Here is a 16803-nt window from a genome sequence, read left to right as displayed (position 1 = left end):
CAGCGGCGTCCGGTCAGGGTTTCACGGCCACCGCGCCGAACTGGGGTGTGATGTCCGCCGATTCGGTCTCGGCGCGCCATTGCGAGCAGGACACGAGTCCGGGCGGCAGCAGGTCAAGACCGTCGAAGAACGCGCTGATCTCCCCGCGGCTTCGGGCGGTGATCGGTGGCGTGGCGTTCTCGTTCCAGAACTTCATGGCCCCGACGTTGCCCTCGCCGCCGAGGTCGGTGTCGGTGGTCGGGTGCGTCACCACGAGGTAGCTGCCGGAGGGGACCGAGGCCATCACCTGGCGCACGATGTCCTGGGCCCGTTCCGTGTCGAGGATGAAGTTGAGGATGCCCAGCATCATGACGGCAACGGGCCGCTCGAAATCAAGAGTTGCCGAGGCTCCCTCCATGACGCGGTCGGGGTGGTGGATGTCGGCATCGATGTAGTCGGTGGCTCCCTCAGGGGTGCCGACCAGCAGACTGCGGGCGTGGACGAGCACGATGGGATCGTTGTCGACGTAGACGATCCGGGACTCGGGCGCGATCCGCTGAGCTATTTCGTGGGTGTTGTCCAGGGTCGGCAATCCCGTCCCGATGTCCAGGAACTGCCGCACGCCGCGGTCGGCGGTCAGGAATCGAACCGTGCGGCCCAGGAAGCCGCGGTCCGCGCGGGCCACGTCCCGGATCACCGGGAACATCGTGGAGACGTGGTCGCCGACCTGCTGGTCGACCTCGTAGTGGTCCTTGCCGCCGATCCAGTAGTTCCACACCCGTGCGTTGTGCGCGACCCCGGTGTTCAGTCTGCCCGACACATCTGACGGATGCTGTCTCGCACTCACGACTTCCCCTTTTCCGCTTCCGCGTGCACGCACGGGTGCTCCTGGTGTGGTGCGCGGCCACCGTGGCGACAACGAACCGTGGTGCCATTGTGGTGGTCCTGCAGCACGGTGTCCGGAAATCCGGCTGACCCGCATCAGGCGCGGCGGGCGGCCCAGACGGTGCGCTCGGTGCGGACGGTCAGGTCGTCGCGGCGCAGGATGCTGTGGGCGCTGCCGGTGTCGAGGAGCCGGTCGAGTGCGGCGAGGTCCTCCGGGGCGAGCGTGTCGGCGACGGCGGTCCGGATCCGTTGCAGGACACCTAGTGCGTAGCGGCCGATCGCTTCGGTGTGGGTGCGTTCCGTGTGGGTGCCTTCCGTGTCGACGGCCATGATGCGTTCACCCTCGACCGCGAAGCCCGCGCTGCTCAGCAGCGGGCCCCAGTCGGCGCCGCGGTGGGGCATATGTTCGGCCTGGAGGCGGTCGGCCTCCGCGTGGACGCGCCCTTCCAGGCCGGGTCGGTCCTCGGGGGCGTCTTCGGACAGGAAGCGGGGGTGTCCTGCCAATTCGACGACGGCGAAGAGGCCGCCGGGCACGAGCATTTCGTGGACGGCGCGCAGTGCGCGGCCGGGGTGGGCCATGTGGTGCATCGAGGCCGACGCCCAGACCAGGTCCGGTGAGCCGAGGTCGGGCCAGGCCGCTGCGTCGAGGTCGGCCTGAACGGTGCGCACGCGCTCCTGGACGCCGCGCGAGCAGGCCTTGGAGCGCAGGCGCTGAAGGTGTTCGGCGGACGCGTCGACGGCGGTGACGTGCGCGTCGGGGAAGCGGTCGAGGAGTGCGAAGGTGCCCGCGCCCGTGCCGCAGCCCAGATCCACGATGTGGCGCGGGTCGGCATGCAACGGCAGCCAGGCAGTGATCGAGGCGGTGTGCTCGGCGAGTACCTCGGCATCCAGGTCGAGGATCTCGCCCTGGCCGTCGGACGCGTGGTCGTGGTGGTGCCCGTGGGAGGTGTGCGCGGGGGCGGGTGGGGCGGCGTGTGCACGTGCGTGCGCGTGGTTCATGCTCCTCACGCTACGAGTGGTTTGCGCCTGCGGCGTGAAGCGTCCCTCCTGCCCGGCCTGCTCGCCATGGGCGTCGGCATGGGCCTGTCGATGACCCCGTCGACGGAGGCCATCACCGCCTCCCTGCCGCGCGCGAAGCAGGGTGTCGCCTCCGCCCTCAACGACGTCACCCGCGAGTTCGGGACCGCACTCACTCACCAGGCCACGCCGCTCCAGTACGTCACCCAGGGGCACCAGGATGGCTGAGCGACTGTCCCTCGATCGGTTCCATGACGAGTGCCGGTTCTGGGGACTCGATGGCCTCGAAGGACCGAACGACGTCGGGATGGCGCACGCGGGGTCCGATCTCGCATTCCCGCCGGAAGCGGAGCACGGCGGCCTCGCCGTCGGCCAACCAGGCGTGGAGCAGCTTGATCGCCACGGGTTCCCCGGTGCGCAGATCGCGGCCGCGATAGACCGCGCCCATGCCTCCGGCTCCGATCATCCTCTGCACCTCGTACCGATCGTTGAGCCGGGTGACCGGAGGGAGCGAGGGTTGCGGGTGCGTGGACCGGGCGGACTGCTGCGGCACCATGACGGCCTCGCCGTTCGGCCGCGCGCGCAGGAGCAGGGTGGTCGAGGCACTCCATCCGCTCGGCGGCGCAGGCGAGGGAAGGCCCAGATCGGCTCTCTCGTCCTCGTTGTGGAGGGCCAGTCCGGCGATCTTCCGGGAGTACGTGTCGGTGAGGCGGTAGTACGTGATCGCAGCGTCCGCCGCGTTTCCGTACAGGGTGGCATCCGCCCGGCCCGGCTCACTCACCACCTCGAGGACACCGCCTCGTACGAGATGGCGCAGCAGCCGCTCCGCCGTGGGTCCGTCCACCTTCAGCAGCGGGTCGAGTTGGCCGGCCGCGGTGATGTCCTGGGTCGCGAAGACGCGGCCGCGGCTGCGTAACGCCCGGTCCGCCACGTGATAGGCACCCAGCCGCCACCGGTCCTCGTCGATGGGCACGGGAGACAGCGGATTCGTCACAGCTTGAACGTCGGGATGGGGCGGTCGGCGTGCGGCGGGCGCTCTGGATCGACGGGTGCCTGGCCCGTACCCGTCCGCGTCGGGTCAGGACGGGGGCGGTGCGGCGCAGGCCGTGCCGGGGGCCGCGGTGCGCTGTTCGAGGCCGCCGAGGATGAGGGCGAGACCCGCCTCGAATGCCGCCTCGTCGTCGATGACCGGAACGTCGGCCGGCAGGTCTTCGTCGCCCGGTGAGCCCGCGTCCGCCTGTTCCTCCAGCACGCAGCCGACGGTGTAGCGTCCGGCGGCCAGCATCGCCATCTGGGCGTCCTTCTCGGGCACACCGGAGGCGACGAGGAAGGCCATCTTGCGGCGGATCCGGTCGAGGTCGCCGGTCGGGGTGCTGCCCGCGTGCAGGCGTGCGCCGTCACGGCGCATCAGCAGCGTGCGCCGGAAGCTGCGCGAGTTCTCCAGGAACCACGCGCGCCAGTCGTCCCCGGGCGACGGGAGCGGCGCGGTGGCGTGCGGGGCCATGGCCGCCTCCGCCATGGCCGCCAGGAGGTCCTTCTTGGTCCGGAAGTGGTAGTAGAGCGACGGCTGCTCGACGCCGAGCCGTTTGGCCAGCCGCCGGGTGCTCACGGTTTCCAGGCCCACCTCGTCCAGCAGATCCAGTGCCTCTTTGACGACGGTCGCGCGGTTCATCTTGGTCACGTTGACATTCTATCGGCGATAGGTGACTCTCGAAAGGAATCAATCACCGATAGATTCTGGAGTGGGCGTCATGACGGACAAGATCACGAGGCGTTCTCTGCGGGTTCTCGTCGCCGGCGGCGGTGTCGCCGGGCAGGCGCTGGCCTTCTGGCTCACCCGCGGTGGTCACCGGGTGACGGTGGTCGAGCGCTTCCCGGCGCTGCGCGCCTCGGGCGCCCAGGTCGACCTGCGCGGGCAGGGCATCGAGGCGGTCCAGCGCATGGAACTGCTGGAGGCCGTGCGCGGTCGGCTCGTGGACGAGGCGGGCGTGGCCTTCGTCGACTCCCACGGGAAGCCGAAGGCGACGATCATGGCCAACACCTCCGGCAGGGGACGGCAGACCCTCACCTCGGAGTACGAGATCATGCGCGGCGACCTGGTCCGCATCCTCAACGACGCAACCAAGGACGACGCCGAGTACGTCTTCGGCAAGAGCGTCGACGGCTTCGACCAGGACGAGCACCGCGTCACCGCCCACTTCTCCGACGGCACCTCCGGCGCGTACGACCTGCTGATCGGCGCCGACGGACAGGGCTCACGCATCCGGCGGGCGCTCCTGCCCGACGGCTTCGACCCGTACTGGCGCGTCGGCATGCACATGGCCTACTGGTTCGTCCCGCGCATCGCCTCCGACACCAACATCCGCGACACCTACATGGTCCCGGGCGGCCGCCAGATCATGCGGCGCAGCCACAACGCGACCGAGACCCAGGTGTACTTCGTGATGCGCGAGGAGTCGGCGGAAGCCTCCGCGATCCACCGCGCACCCGTCGAGCAGCAGCAGAAGTTCTGGGCCGACCGTTTCCACGACGCGGGCTGGCAGACCGAACGCTTCATCCAGGGCATGAAGGACAGCCCGTTCTTCTACTCCCAGGAGATCGCCCAAGTGCGCACCGACCGCTGGTCCATGGGCCGCGTGGTCCTGGCCGGCGACGCCGCACACTGCGCGTCCCCCTACAGCGGCATGGGCATTTCCGGCGGCCTGGTCGGCGCCCACGTCCTGGCCGGGGAGATCAATGGGCACGCCGACGACCTGCCCACCGCCCTGGCGAACTACGACCGCGTCCTGCGTCCCTTCGTCGACAAGATCCAGGCCGAGGCCAACCCTCGCATCCTGCGCCTGGGCATGCCCATGAGCAAGCGGGCCATCAGCGCCTTCCAGAACGCCACCGCACTGGCCTGCTTCTTCCGCGTTCCCGACCTGGTCGCGCGGTTCTCCAAGGAGGACCGCGGCGGCGACTGGAAACTGCCTGCCTACGCCGACGTCCACGCGGCCTGAGCCAGTCCCCCGCGGCGCGCTCGGGGGCGCGAAAATGCGGGCCGGTCGGCGGGCAGGAGCAATCGGACGCCCTGCCTCTCGGGGCAGACGCCGTGCCACGCACGTACTGCTCCTGCAGTACGGGCGGGTGTCTGCAGGAGCGGGACGACGTGGCCGCCGATGTTGCCGACGATGAAGCCGAGTCCGTGGACCCGCAGCGCCGACGACGGGCGCGGCACGGCCACGGCACTCCCCTTCTTTCCTCCTCTACGACTGGAGTGCCTCGTCATGGCTTCTCTGCTCTATCGGCTCGGCCGGATGTCCTTCCGGCAGCGCCGCTACTTCGCGCTCCTGTGGGTGGCGATCCTGGCGGCCTGCTCCTTCGCCGCTCTCAGCGCCCCGGCCGCCGAGGAGGACGGGTTCTCCATTCCGGGCACCGAGTCGCAGAAGGCGTTCGACCTCCTCGACGAGCGCTTCCCCGGGGACAACGCGGAGGGCGCGGACGCACGTATCGTCTTCGCCGCGCCCGACGGGCAGAAAGTGACCGCCCGTGAGAACCGGGCGGTTGTCGAACGAGTCGTGGACACCATCGGGCGCGGCTCCCAGGTGAAGGACACCTCGGACCCCTTCGCTGCGCAATCCGTCAGCAAGGACACCACCACCGCGTTCGCGACCGTCACCTACACCGTCTCCAGCGACGACCTGAGCGAGGCCACGTCCGCGGCACTCATGGATGCCGTCCAGGACGGCCGCGCGGCGGGCCTGACGGTGGAAGTCGGAGGCTCCGCCGTCGACGGCGGCCCCGAACTCGGCGGCATCACAGAGCTGATCGGCATCGCCGTCGCCGCGCTCGTACTGTTCATCACCTTCCGCGCACTGGTCGCCGCGGGACTTCCCCTTGTCACCGCGCTGATCGGGCTTGGCGCAGGAGTCTGTGCCATCGTCGCGGCGGGCATGTCCACCACGACGATCACCCTGGCCCTGATGCTGGGCCTGGCCGTGGGCATCGACTACGCCTTGTTCATCGTCTCCCGCTACCGCGCGGAACGGGCCGATGGACACCCGCCGCAGGAGGCCGCGGGCCGGGCGGTGGGCACCGCCGGATCCGCCGTCGTCTTCGCCGGCGCCACCGTCGTCGTCGCGCTGGCCGGGCTGTCCTTGGCCGGAGTGCCGATGCTGACCGACATGGGGCTGGCCGCAGCCGGAACCGTCGTCATCGCTGTGCTCGTCGCCCTGACGCTGCTGCCCGCCCTGCTCGGGTTCTTCCCCCAGGCCGTGCTGCCCCGCGCCCAGCGCGGCACCACCACCGCACCCGCGCCGACGGCGCCCGGGAAGGAGCCCGCGGGAAGCCGGTGGGCCCGCCTCGTCGTCCGCCGGCCCCTGGCGACGCTCCTGCTGAGCGTGGCGGGCCTGGGCATCGTCGCCGTCCCGGCGCTGGATCTCCGGCTCAGTCTGCCCGGCGACGAGGCGCAGCCCACCTCGACCACCCAGCGCCGCGCCTACGACGCGCTCGCCGACGGCTTCGGGCCCGGCTTCAACGGACCCCTGACCATCGTCGTCGACGCCAAGGGCGCCGACGACGCGAAGGCCGCCGCCGCGCAGGCCCGCACGGCCCTGAACGGCACCGACGGAATCGTGGACGTCTCACCGGCCACCTTCAACAAGGGCGGCGACACGGCGGTCATCACCGCGGTGCCCAGCACCGGCCCCAGCGCCGGCGCCACCAAGAACCTCGTCAAGACGATCCGCTCCGAGGCCACCGGCCCGAGAACCGACTCCGGCGCCTCCCTGTACGTGACCGGCCAGACGGCGATGAACATCGACGTCTCCAACAAGGTCACCGCCGCCCTCATCCCCTACCTCGCGGTCGTGGTGGGACTCGCGATCCTGCTCCTGATGATCGTGTTCCGCTCGGTCCTCGTCCCGCTCAAGGCGGCCCTCGGCTTCCTGCTCTCGGTCGCCGCTTCCTTCGGCGTGATCGTCGCGGTCTTCCAGTGGGGCTGGTTCGCCGACCTGCTCGGCGTCGCCCAGACCGGGCCGGTGATGAGCATGATGCCCATCTTCCTGATCGGCGTCGTCTTCGGCCTGGCCATGGACTACGAGATCTTCCTCGTGACCCGCATCCGTGAAGCCCACGTCCACGGCGAATCGCCCGCGCAGGCCATCGCCACCGGCTTCCGGCACAGCGCCCGCGTCGTCGTGGCCGCCGCCGTCATCATGATCGCCGTCTTCGCCGGATTCGTCGGGATGTCCGACTCCATGATCAAGATGCTCGGTCTGGGACTGGCGGCTGCCGTCTTCTTCGACGCGTTCATCGTCCGCATGACCATCGTCCCGGCCGCACTCGCGCTTCTGGGGCACGCGGCGTGGCGCCTGCCGAGGTGGCTGGACCGGCTGCTGCCCGACCTGGACGTCGAAGGCGAGAAGCTCACCGGCACCCTGGCCAGCGAGCACTCCGCTCCGGGCACCGCCTCGTCACAGGAGGAGTCGGTGCACGCGTGACCCACCCGGCCCTGGGGGCCCGCCGAGCGGCGGGCCCCCAGGGCTCCCCGAACGCTCAGGGGCACGCACGCCCCGTTGCAGATGACAACCGTCAAGCACACCCGTCAAGGAGGGCGCGTGCTCGCCGACATCCGGTCGTGGGCCCACCGCCGCCCCCGCGGCTTCGACACCATGGTGGCTGCCGTCCTGTGCGCGCTCGCGGTTCTCTCCACCACCATGGCGCAGCCGCCCCGCATCGTGCGCTGGCCGCCGCCGACCGCCGTCGCCGTCGCCACCCTGGCCTGTGCCGCGCTGCTGGCCCGCCGCAGGCGCCCGCGCCTGACCGTGATCACCACCACCGCGTGCACCGCCGTCCTCGGGGCCATGGGGCCCGCCTACGGATACGAGTTCGGCTCGACCCTCACCGGCCCCGTCATGGCTGCACTCGCCTCACTGGCCTGGCACACCGACAGCCGCACCGCAGCCCGCTACACCGCCATCTGTGCCCTGACCCTGCTCGCCGCCTCCGCCCTGTGGCCGCCGCACGGCCCCCAGTTGCGGCCCGAACAGGTGGGACTGGCCGCCTTCACCCTCGTCGCCCCGGCCGTGGCCGACTCCCTGCGCAGCCGCCGCGACTACGTCACCGCGGTGGAGGCACGCGCGGAGATGGCCATACGTACCCGCGAGGAGGAAGCCCGCCGACGCGTGGGCGCCGAACGGATGCGCATCGCCCGCGAACTGCACGACGTCGTGGCCCACCACATCACGCTCGCCCACGCCCAAGCCGCCACCGCCGACTACCTGCTGGCCAGTCGGCCCGCCTCGGCGCAGCAGGTCATGCACAACCTCACCGGCACCCTCAACACGGCACTGGGCGAACTGAGATCGACCGTGGGCCTGCTGCGCGAACGCGACGAACCCTCCGGCCCGTCGAGCGAACCCGCCCCCGGAATGGCGCGACTGCCGGATCTGATCGCCTCGTTCGACCAGATCGGCCTCACCGTCACCCTCACCCAGGACGGCGCCACGCAGCCGCTGTCACCCGGCGCCGACCTCACCGCCTACCGCATCACGCAAGAAGCGCTCACCAACGTCTCCAAACACGCCCTGACCACCACGGCCGCCGTACACGTGCACTACACCGACAGCCAGCTGGTCCTGACGGTCACCGACGACGGCCCGCCCGTACAGGTCCGCGGCACCGCCGGATACGGCCTGATCGGCATGCGTGAACGGGCCCATGCCCTCGGCGGACACCTGCACGCCCGCCCCCGCGACAACACCGGTTTCGAGGTGAGGGCCGAGCTGCCCACCCTCGCGCCGCCAGGCCACCCGTCCGCCCACGACAAGGACACCCCGTGACCATCCGCGTGCTGCTGGCCGACGACCAGGCACTCCTCGCCGCAACCTTCCAGGTCCTCATCGACGCCACCGACGACCTCGAAGTCGTCGCCACCGCGGCCGACGGCAACCAGGCCCTACGGCTGACCCGCACCACCGCACCGGACGTCGTGGTCATGGACATCCGCATGCCCCACCAGGACGGGCTGTCCGCCGCCGCGCACATCACCGCCGACCCCCGCCTGTCCGGCACCCGCGTCCTGATCCTGACCACCTTCGAGACCGACGACTACATCACCCGCGCCCTGCGCGCGGGCGTCAGCGGCTTCCTCGGCAAAGGAGTCGGCCCCGCCGAGTTCCTCGCCGCCATCCGTACCGTGGCGGCCGGCGACATGGTGCTCTCCCCGCTGGCCACCCACACCGTGGTCACCCGCTACCTCGCCGCCTCCGGCCCTGAACGCCCCCACGCCACCCCGCGAGACATGGACAACCTCACCCCCCGCGAACAGGAGGTCCTGCTCTGCGCGGCAGAGGGGCTCACCAACGACGAGATCGCCGAGCGCCTGCACGTCAGCCTGTTCACCGTGCGCACCTTCGTCCAACGCATCATGCACAAACTCGGCGCCCACCACCGCGCCCAGCTCGTCGCCCTCGCGTACCGAACCGGCTTCGCCCGCATGCCACAGCCGCCCCCCGCTCGTCCTGTCGTCGAACGCGGTTCCTGAAGCACGCACATGCGCGGGATGTCGTGCAGCCGGACACGATCCTCCTTGCCGGGATCGAGCTGAAGCCCGGGGCGGGCGAGGATCGCGGCGGGGATCCGTCGGGGCGGACTCCGTCAGGACCAAGCCCTGCAGAGGGCCGTCGGGCCACACTGCAAGACCCCGCCGCCCCGTGGGCCCTGCGCTCAGGAGCGGCCGTCGCCGAGGAGCGCCTCGTGCCACCTCTCGGCCTTGGCGAGATGCGGGCCGCTCACTTCGGCGGAGCCCGCGACGTAGGCGAGCCAGCGCAGTTCGTCGCAGGCGAAGAAGGACTCGCCCCAGGTGTCGACCCAGATCCGGGCGGTGCCGTCCGACGAGTGCGTCAGGTCCCACCATGCCCAGCCCCGCGTCTCCGACTCGGGGTCGAATTCGTAAAGCCATCCCTGAAGCCTCCAGGGCCCTCCCTGAATTGCGGAGGCGTACAGTTCCCTGCCCCTCCGCGCGAAATCCGGCGCATCCGCGGAACGGGGTTCGCACACGGCGGCGAACCATTCGGGGACGGAGTCCTCGGGCAGCGTGTCGTCGAACTCCTCGGTGAGGGCCAGCCCCAGTGCCGCGTCGAGCACGGACCGCAGGCGGTCCGCGTACGCGTCGAAGGGCACCGTGGGAGCGACGTCGAACCAGCACAGCACGGGCGGTGCGTCCTGGACGGAGGGACGCCGGGCGACGCGGAGCCTCTCCTGCTCGATGTCCTCGATCTCATGCATCATGTCGCCGGTCTCCTCGTCAGCCTTCCTGAACAACCCGTCCAGGGTACTTGGCGACTTCTCTCCTGAACTCGTCGAGCATGCCGCTGGGGATGCCGTAGAGATCCGGCCCCTTGGTCGGGTCCGAGATCTCGGGGTAGAACTTCTTGAGCTGTTTCCATTCCGCATCCGTGAAGCCGAGGCCCTCCGGCTGTTTCTGTGGAACTGCCAGCTTCCTGATTTTGTCGCGGAATTCCTCCGAGATCTTGAACTGCACGATCTGGCCGCCTTCGCCGCGGAATTCGACGGTGTGCCGGATGTCCCCGCTCAGGTTCACGTAGAGCGATCCCTTGCCCGTGATGGTCACCTTTCCGTCCTCACCGATGTGGATGCGCCTGCTCAGCGGGTGATCGGTCTGCTTGCGGTAGCCGTCGACCGTGCACTCCGGGGCGAGCCCCAGCGGGTCGGCCCAGCGATGCGGATTGTGGACGTAGGCCGATGGATTGGGGGCGGCGGCGAGTCCCAGGGGGTCCGGGCTCACATAGCGGGCCGTCTCGGGGTCGTAGTGCCGCTGGTTGTTGTAGTGGAGGCCGGTCTCCGGGTCGAAGTACTGGCCGGGGAACCGCAGCGGCGTGTATGCCGAGGCATCGGCCGTCCAGGCGGTGCTGCCCCACAGCGTGGAGCGGGCACGCCAGGCGACCGAACCCGTTGCGTCGACGAGCTCCGCCGGGGCGCCGACCAGGTCGGTGACGATGGCGAAGAACCGTGCGTCGACGTCGTCCTGGGGTGCGTCGGCCGCCGCCCTGCGCTCGGACTGGGTGAGCGGCCGCAGCCCGTCGTGGTCCCAGGTCAGGGTGACAGGGAGGCACCCGTCACCTGCGACGGTGGTCTGTTCGCAGAGAGTCGAGCCGTCCCAGGTGAAACGGGTCTCCTCGACGGGGGTCGTACCGTCCGGGCCCATCCGCTGCTTGGCGATGCGGCGCCCCAGGGCGTCGTAGCGATAGCGCCACCGCTGCCCGTCCGGTGTGACGACACAGGAGAGACGGTCCTCGGCGTCCCACGTGTAGTGCCAGGTGTCCGGCTTGTGGGACAGCCTGGTGCGCTGCCGCAGCGTGATGCGGCCCAGGGCGTCGTGTTCGTAGCGGACACGTCCGGCGCGGGTGAGGCGCGTACCGGTGTAGACGCGCGCCCCGGTTGCCTCCTGGCCGAAGTGGGTGGAGGGCCATGAGGCCTCGGTCTGGTTGCCCGCCGTGTCGTAGGCGTAGCGCTCGCTCCAGCCCTGGGCGTCGACGGCCGTGACACGGCCCGCCCGGTCGAGCGTGAAGAGCCCGGCGCCGCTCAGCTGATCGTCGAGAGCGGTCAGGTGGCCGTCCGGCCGATACGTGAAGTCGCGTCGCTGGACGCTGCGCCCGCTGCCGTCGAGAACGGACTGCGAGGTGAGGCGGCCGAGTTGGTCGAAGGTGTGGTGCAGGGTCGCGAAGGCGTCGATGGAACGGGTCAGTTCCTGTCCCGCCGCATCGCGCGTGAAGGTGAGGGTGTGACCGCCGCTGTCCAACTGCGCGGTGTACCCCGCCGCATCATGGCTCCACGTGCTGTGGGCGCCGGACGGGGTGGTGCGGTGCGTGCGCTGTCCGAGCACGTCGTACTGGTAGCGGGTGGTGCGGCCGTCGACCGTCTCGGAGAGGACGCGGCCCAGCGCGTCGTGCTGGAGGCGGAGCGACGTCCCAGGGCCCTCGGCCGTGACCAGTCGCCCGGTCGCGGTGTAGGTGAAAGTGGTGACTCCGTCGTCGGTCGTCTTCCGGACGGTCTGGCCTGCGGCGTCACGCTCGAAGCGGACGGTCCGGCCGAGCGCGTCGGTGCGGGCGGTGAGGCGACCGGCCGCGTCCAGGGTGTAGGAGAGGGTGCGGCCGTCGAAGTCCGTCTCGGCGGCCAGGCGTCCCGCCGCGTCGTGGTGGTACTTCCACGTCAGGTTCCGCGGGTCGACGACTTCGGTCAGGCGCAGTTCCGTGTCGTAGCGGAACGCGTGCCGGACGCCGTCCGGGTCCGTGCGGGCCGAGATCAGATCGAAGTGCGTGTATTCGTAGCTGGTGACGGCACCCTGGGCGTCTCTGTGCGTGAGGCAGTTGCCCTCGCTGTCGTACGTCCACGTCTCCTCGGTGCCGTCCGGCGCGGTCCGCCGTGTCGGCTTCCCCTCGACGGTCCACTCCAGGCGGGTCGTGTGCCCCAGAGGGTCCGTGACGGTCACGGGGAGCCCGAAGGGGTCACGGACGTACCGCGTGCGCGCACCGAGCGGGTCGGTGATGACGAGCGGAAGGCCCGCGGCGTCGCAGCGGATGCGTGTGACGTTGCCGAGCGCGTCGATCACGGTGTCCGGGAAGCCCGCTGACGTGTACGTGAATCGGGTGGTGGCCCCGGCCGGATCGGTCACGGCGACACGGTTCCCGCGCTCGTCGTACTCCTGACTCCAGATCTCTCCATCCGGCCCGGTGATGGCGGTGGGCAGGCCCAGTTCGTCGTACTCGGAGGTGAGCTCGTTGCCGTCCGGGCGCGTGACGCCGATGATCCGGCCGTCCCGGTCGTAGCGGTAGCGGGTGACGTGGCCGAGGCCATCGGTCACCGAGCGGATCTGGTGGTCCTCGTCCCACTCCCGGTGGCTGACGTGCCCCAACGGATCCGTCTCCCGGATCAGGCGGAACGCGTCGTTGTGTTCGTAGACGCGGACGTGACCCAGCGAGTCCGTCACGCGTGTGGTGCGTGTCGCGGTCTCGTAGGTGAGCGTGGAGGCGAGGGCGTCGCCCGTGCCGCCGGTGGCGGTCACTCGGCCGTGGGTGTCGTACTCGTACCAGTACGTCGTGTCGTTGCGGTCGGTCCAGGAGGTGATGCGGCCCTCGGGGTCGTAGGTGTAACGCATCGAGAGGCCCGAGGAGTTGGTCTCCTCGGCGAGGTGGCCGGACTCGTCGTAGCCGAAGGTGAGGATGGTCGTGCCGGGGGCGGACGGCTCCGCGGGGTCGAGGAGGCGCAGGGCCGTGATGCGGGAGTCGGTCTCATCGCGGTCGAGGGCGACGCGGTAGCCGCCGGAGTGGGAAACCGCCGCGGGAATGTCGCCCTCGTCGTACTCGATGGTGATCCGGTTGCCGTTGCGGTCCTGGACGTACTGGAGCGGGACGTCGACCGCTTCGCCCGCGGCGGCAGGGACCGGGCTGTGGAAGACCTGGACGAGGCCGCTGTCGGGGTCGGTGACGCATATCGCGCCGTCGAATTCGTCGGCCCAGGACAGGGTCAGGCGTGAGCCGGGCGTCTCGGGGCGGACCGCCTCGCCGGTCTCCGCGTCGGGCATGGGGAAGCAGAGCCGGGCGCCGTCGGCGGCGGCGTAGACGAAACCGTCCTCGTCGGCCTGGACCCGCTGGTCCAGGGTGGAGGCCCAGGACGGGCCGAACCAGCCGCCGTAGCGGTAGGAGGAGACGTGGGTGCGCTCCAGGATGAGGGGGAGGACACCGGGCAGCCGGACGTCGGTGCGGGTCAGCGCCATGTCGCCGGTCGCCACGTCGATCGGGTCGCGGACGAACTTCTTGAGCGCGTTGCGCACCGAGCCGGGCAGCTTGTCGAAGCCGGGTCGGAGGGAAAGCCGTTCGAAGGAGGCGCAGTTGAGCTTCATGGCGCCGCGCAGCTTCGACAGGTCCTTGGGCTTGAGCTTGCCGAGACCCTTGCCGAGCAGCGTGCCGAGGCTGCCCAGGCCGACGCCGAGTGCCGCGCCCAGCGCGAGGGTCTCCGCCAGTTTCCCGGGGTCCTTGAAGGTGGACGGATCCTTCAACAGAGTGTCGAGCGCCGCGAACTTCGCGCCCTCGCCCGCCATCTTTCCGACCCGCGCGATCGTCTTGATCTCCTTCAGGGCCTTCAGTGCCCGGCGCAGGCCTCGGATGACCTCGAGGACCGCGCGGATGGTGCGGGCCATCGCGGTGCCGGCGTGTTCGATGCGGCCGATGAGGTCCATGACCTTCGCGAAGCGGGCGCCTGCGGCGAGGTTGCTGACGACGGCGGAGGCGCGGATTCCGTATCCGGACGTCGTAGCCCCTTATGTGGCTATTCGCCCCTCATCTGACTAAAGGCGACGACAAGGCCGTGGGAGGTGGGGGTGAGTGCTTCTTTCGATGCCCCCAGTACCGCTCAGTGCACCGTCTCCTGTCGCGTACGTCTCGCCCTGAACTACCGTCGGGGCGCCGACCGGCGCGTGCACGGTCGGCGCCCCACGGGCTGTGGCGGGTCAGAAGGCTCCCCTTCTGAGCGCGGTCGGAACGGTCAGAACTGCAGGGCCCAGGACCCGATCGTCCCGGTGTCGTTGGCCCAGTTGTCGGTCACGCGCAGCTTCCACGTGCCGTCGGCGGTCTCGCTCGAGGCGTCCACGCGGTAGGTGGCACGGACGTCGTCGGCGCTGTCGTTGCTGTCGTAGTTCTTCAGCAGGTAGACGGTTCCGTCGGGCGCGACGAGTTCGACCTTCAGGTCGCCGCGGTAGGTGTGCCGGATGTCCACGGTCACGGACAGGTCGGCGGGGGCCCTGCCGGTGACGCCGGTGACGGGGAGCGGCGATTCGACGGTGGCGTTGTCGCGGATCGGGTAGTCGTCGGTGTTCTCGAACTTCTTGCCGGTGGGCGGGGTGCTGTCGTCGCCGCCCGTGTGCAGGAGCTTGTTCGGGGATCCGGTGCGCGGGTCGGTCACCTTGCCGGAGGTGGCGTCGGCGACCAGCTGGTCGCGGATCTGGGCCGGGGTCCACGTCGGGTGGGCGGCGAGCAGCAGGGCGGCGGCACCCGCGACGTGCGGGGAGGCCATGGAGGTGCCGCTCATCGTCTGCGAGGCGCTGTCACCGGCGTTGGACGAGGAGACGATGCTGTCGCCCGGGGCGAAGATGTCCAGGCAGGAGCCGTAGTTGGAGCCCTGTCCGTTGGACCAGCCGGTGGCGCGGGCGTCGCGGCTGTTGGTGGCGCCCACTGTGATGGCCGACGGGGTGGAGGACGGGGAGTACGAACACGAGTCGGCGTTGTTGTTCCCGGCCGCCACGACCCAGGTCACGCCGGAGGATATGGAGGTGGCCACCGCGTCATTGACGGACTGGGTCTTGCCGCCGCCGATGCTCATGTTGGCCACGGCCGGCTTGACCGCGTTCTTGGTGACCCAGTCGATACCGGCGAGGACCGGGGCCCAGGTGTCGCCCGAGGTGCCCTGGCAGTTCAGCACGCGCACGCCGATCAGCTTGGCGCCCTTGGCGACGCCGTACGCGCCGCCGCCGACGGTCCCAGCGACGTGCGTGCCGTGCCCCTGGCAGTCGGAGGCGTCGGAGTCGTCGTCGATGAAGTCGTAGCCGCTCACCGCGCGGCCCCCGAAGTCGCGGTGGCTCATGCGGATGCCGGTGTCGACGATGTACGCGTTCACGCCCGAGGCGGTCGTGTCGTAGGTGTAGCTGTTGTCGACCGGCAGGTCGCGCTGGTCGACGCGGTCCAGGCCCCAGGAGGGCGGGTTGGTCTGCGTGTCGACCGCGTAGGCGACGGCGTCGGCCTCCACGCGGGCCACCGTCGGGTCGGCGGCCAGTTCCTTGGCCTCGCCTTCCGTCATCCGCACGGCGAAGCCGCGCAGGGCGGCGGTGTACGTGTAGCGCAGCCTCCCCGCGTGCTCCTTGGCCAGGGCCTTCGCGGAGGCGGGGACGTCAGCGCGGGCGACCGAGTTCTTGAAGGTGACGATGTACGAGCCGTCGACGGCGCCGGGACGGTCCACCCCGACGATGCGGCCTTCACCGCCGCCCGGCGGCACGGGAGCGGCGGCGGCACCGGAGGTCGCGGCAACTCCCGCGAGCAGGGCTGTACTTGCGCCGACGGCGAGTACGCGCCGGACGACGCGAGCGTCGATCTTCATGGGTTCTCCTCGGGTACGGGGTGGGGGCTCTGCACCATGTAGAGGTGCGTTGCGCCATGGACATGACAGGGCCGTACGTGGGGTCGGGACGCGGGGATGAATGGGCTGGGGCCGAGACGTACGCGGTGGCGTCGTCGGACGGGGCAGAGCTTCGGTCACGCGGAAGCGGCACAGCAATCCGTAGCGCTACCCAAAGAGTGGGAGGCGGGTCGGGGTCGCGGTCCGGACCTCTCGTCGTTCGGGGCGGCGCACGGTCCGCAGAGCCCCCTGACGGCGGGTGTCGGCATTCCGTAGGTGGTGGGCCCCTATTGCGACGTCGTGCCGACGGCGGGTAGACCACGGTTCAACGAACACCGTTCACCGATGAGAGCGTCCTCCTTTCCGAGGGCGGATTGCCCGGGGTGACGGCAGGCGAGAGGCGGAGCCGTGACCCGACGTTCCTTCGATACGGACCGTTCCATCGACACGGACCGTTCTCTCGATCCGCACCGCTCTTTCGATCCGGACCGTTCTTTCGACTCCGGTGGGGTCGTGGACGCAGCTGCCGCCGAGGGCGGCGGTTCCGTCGGCCGGGACGAGGAGACCCGGCGTCTGCGGGACGCGCTGCGCGCGGGTCCGGTCTTCGCGGTGGTGCGGGGAGAGTCCGGGACGGGCGTGTCCCGTCTGGTGGACGAGGTCCTCGGTGAGACGGAGTTCGCCGGGTGGACACAGTTGCGCGGGACGTGCCCAGAGCCGAGGGGGGCGGGGTGGGGCGGCCGCGCCGTCGGCCAGGAC

At 70.4% G+C, this 16803-nt stretch carries 13 protein-coding genes; 6 read left to right on the top strand and 7 right to left on the bottom strand.

All coding sequences use genetic code 11. The features are described from left to right. Positions 1 to 13: 13 nt before the first annotated feature. Entirely contained in the window at positions 14 to 826 is an 813-nt protein-coding gene (locus AOK03_RS08555; RefSeq protein WP_055564566.1) for an SAM-dependent methyltransferase, read from the bottom strand. 134 nt (positions 827 to 960) lie between these two features. Then, the gene (locus AOK03_RS08550; RefSeq protein ID WP_055564565.1) at positions 961 to 1863 is read right to left on the bottom strand and encodes a class I SAM-dependent methyltransferase; all 903 of its coding nucleotides are present in this window, start codon (positions 1861 to 1863) and stop codon (positions 961 to 963) included. A gap of 21 nt (positions 1864 to 1884) precedes the next feature. Between AOK03_RS08550 and AOK03_RS08545 the strand changes: the two genes are divergently transcribed. Beyond that, positions 1885 to 2109: a hypothetical protein gene (locus tag AOK03_RS08545; RefSeq protein WP_055564564.1), complete on the top strand. Its 225-nt coding sequence runs from the start codon at positions 1885 to 1887 to the stop codon at positions 2107 to 2109. Here AOK03_RS08545 and AOK03_RS08540 read toward each other — a convergent pair. Continuing rightward, positions 2084 to 2875 carry a protein kinase domain-containing protein gene (locus AOK03_RS08540; protein ID WP_157868887.1) on the bottom strand — a complete coding sequence of 264 codons (792 nt, stop codon included), beginning with the start codon at positions 2873 to 2875 and terminating at the stop codon, positions 2084 to 2086. The two genes, AOK03_RS08545 and AOK03_RS08540, sit on opposite strands and share 26 nt — an antisense overlap. Before the next feature lie 84 nt (positions 2876 to 2959). Further along, positions 2960 to 3553: a TetR/AcrR family transcriptional regulator C-terminal domain-containing protein gene (locus AOK03_RS08535; protein ID WP_055564579.1), complete on the bottom strand. Its 594-nt coding sequence runs from the start codon at positions 3551 to 3553 to the stop codon at positions 2960 to 2962. Between the two features lie 79 nt (positions 3554 to 3632). Between AOK03_RS08535 and AOK03_RS08530 the strand changes: the two genes are divergently transcribed. From AOK03_RS08530 to AOK03_RS08515, 4 genes are all read left to right on the top strand, one after another. After that, positions 3633 to 4880 (top strand): FAD-dependent monooxygenase, encoded by a 1248-nt coding sequence (locus tag AOK03_RS08530; RefSeq protein ID WP_055564578.1) that lies wholly within the window; start codon positions 3633 to 3635, stop codon positions 4878 to 4880. Between the two features lie 267 nt (positions 4881 to 5147). Beyond that, positions 5148 to 7361 carry an MMPL family transporter gene (locus tag AOK03_RS08525; protein WP_055564562.1) on the top strand — a complete coding sequence of 738 codons (2214 nt, stop codon included), beginning with the start codon at positions 5148 to 5150 and terminating at the stop codon, positions 7359 to 7361. Between the two features lie 117 nt (positions 7362 to 7478). After that, positions 7479 to 8702, top strand: a complete 1224-nt coding sequence (locus tag AOK03_RS08520; RefSeq protein WP_055564561.1) for a sensor histidine kinase — start codon at positions 7479 to 7481, stop codon at positions 8700 to 8702. After that, positions 8699 to 9406 carry a response regulator gene (locus tag AOK03_RS08515; protein ID WP_055564560.1) on the top strand — a complete coding sequence of 236 codons (708 nt, stop codon included), beginning with the start codon at positions 8699 to 8701 and terminating at the stop codon, positions 9404 to 9406. Before AOK03_RS08520 ends, AOK03_RS08515 begins: the two co-directional genes overlap by 4 nt. Before the next feature lie 182 nt (positions 9407 to 9588). Here the strand turns inward: AOK03_RS08515 and AOK03_RS08510 are convergent, their stop codons facing one another. The 3 genes from AOK03_RS08510 to AOK03_RS08500 form a co-directional block, all read right to left on the bottom strand. Then, a complete protein-coding gene (locus tag AOK03_RS08510; RefSeq protein WP_055564577.1) occupies positions 9589 to 10152 on the bottom strand; it encodes a hypothetical protein in 564 nt (187 codons plus the stop codon). A gap of 16 nt (positions 10153 to 10168) precedes the next feature. After that, on the bottom strand, positions 10169 to 14119 hold the full coding sequence (locus AOK03_RS08505; protein ID WP_055564559.1) for a DUF6531 domain-containing protein: 3951 nt from the start codon (positions 14117 to 14119) through the stop codon (positions 10169 to 10171). Positions 14120 to 14424: 305 nt separating this feature from the next. Continuing rightward, positions 14425 to 16029 (bottom strand): S8 family peptidase, encoded by a 1605-nt coding sequence (locus AOK03_RS08500; protein ID WP_055564558.1) that lies wholly within the window; start codon positions 16027 to 16029, stop codon positions 14425 to 14427. A gap of 531 nt (positions 16030 to 16560) precedes the next feature. Here AOK03_RS08500 and AOK03_RS40635 point away from each other — a divergent pair. Then, on the top strand, positions 16561 to 16803 hold a 243-nt coding region (locus AOK03_RS40635; RefSeq protein ID WP_157868886.1), incomplete at its 3' end, for an ATP-binding protein.

Origin of the sequence: Streptomyces atriruber (genome assembly GCF_001418325.1) — a bacterium.
In the GTDB taxonomy this organism is placed as follows: Bacteria; Actinomycetota; Actinomycetes; order Streptomycetales; family Streptomycetaceae; genus Streptomyces; species Streptomyces atriruber.
The sequence above is the reverse complement of the archived record's forward strand: the minus strand, read 5'-3'. Positions and strand labels throughout refer to the sequence as shown.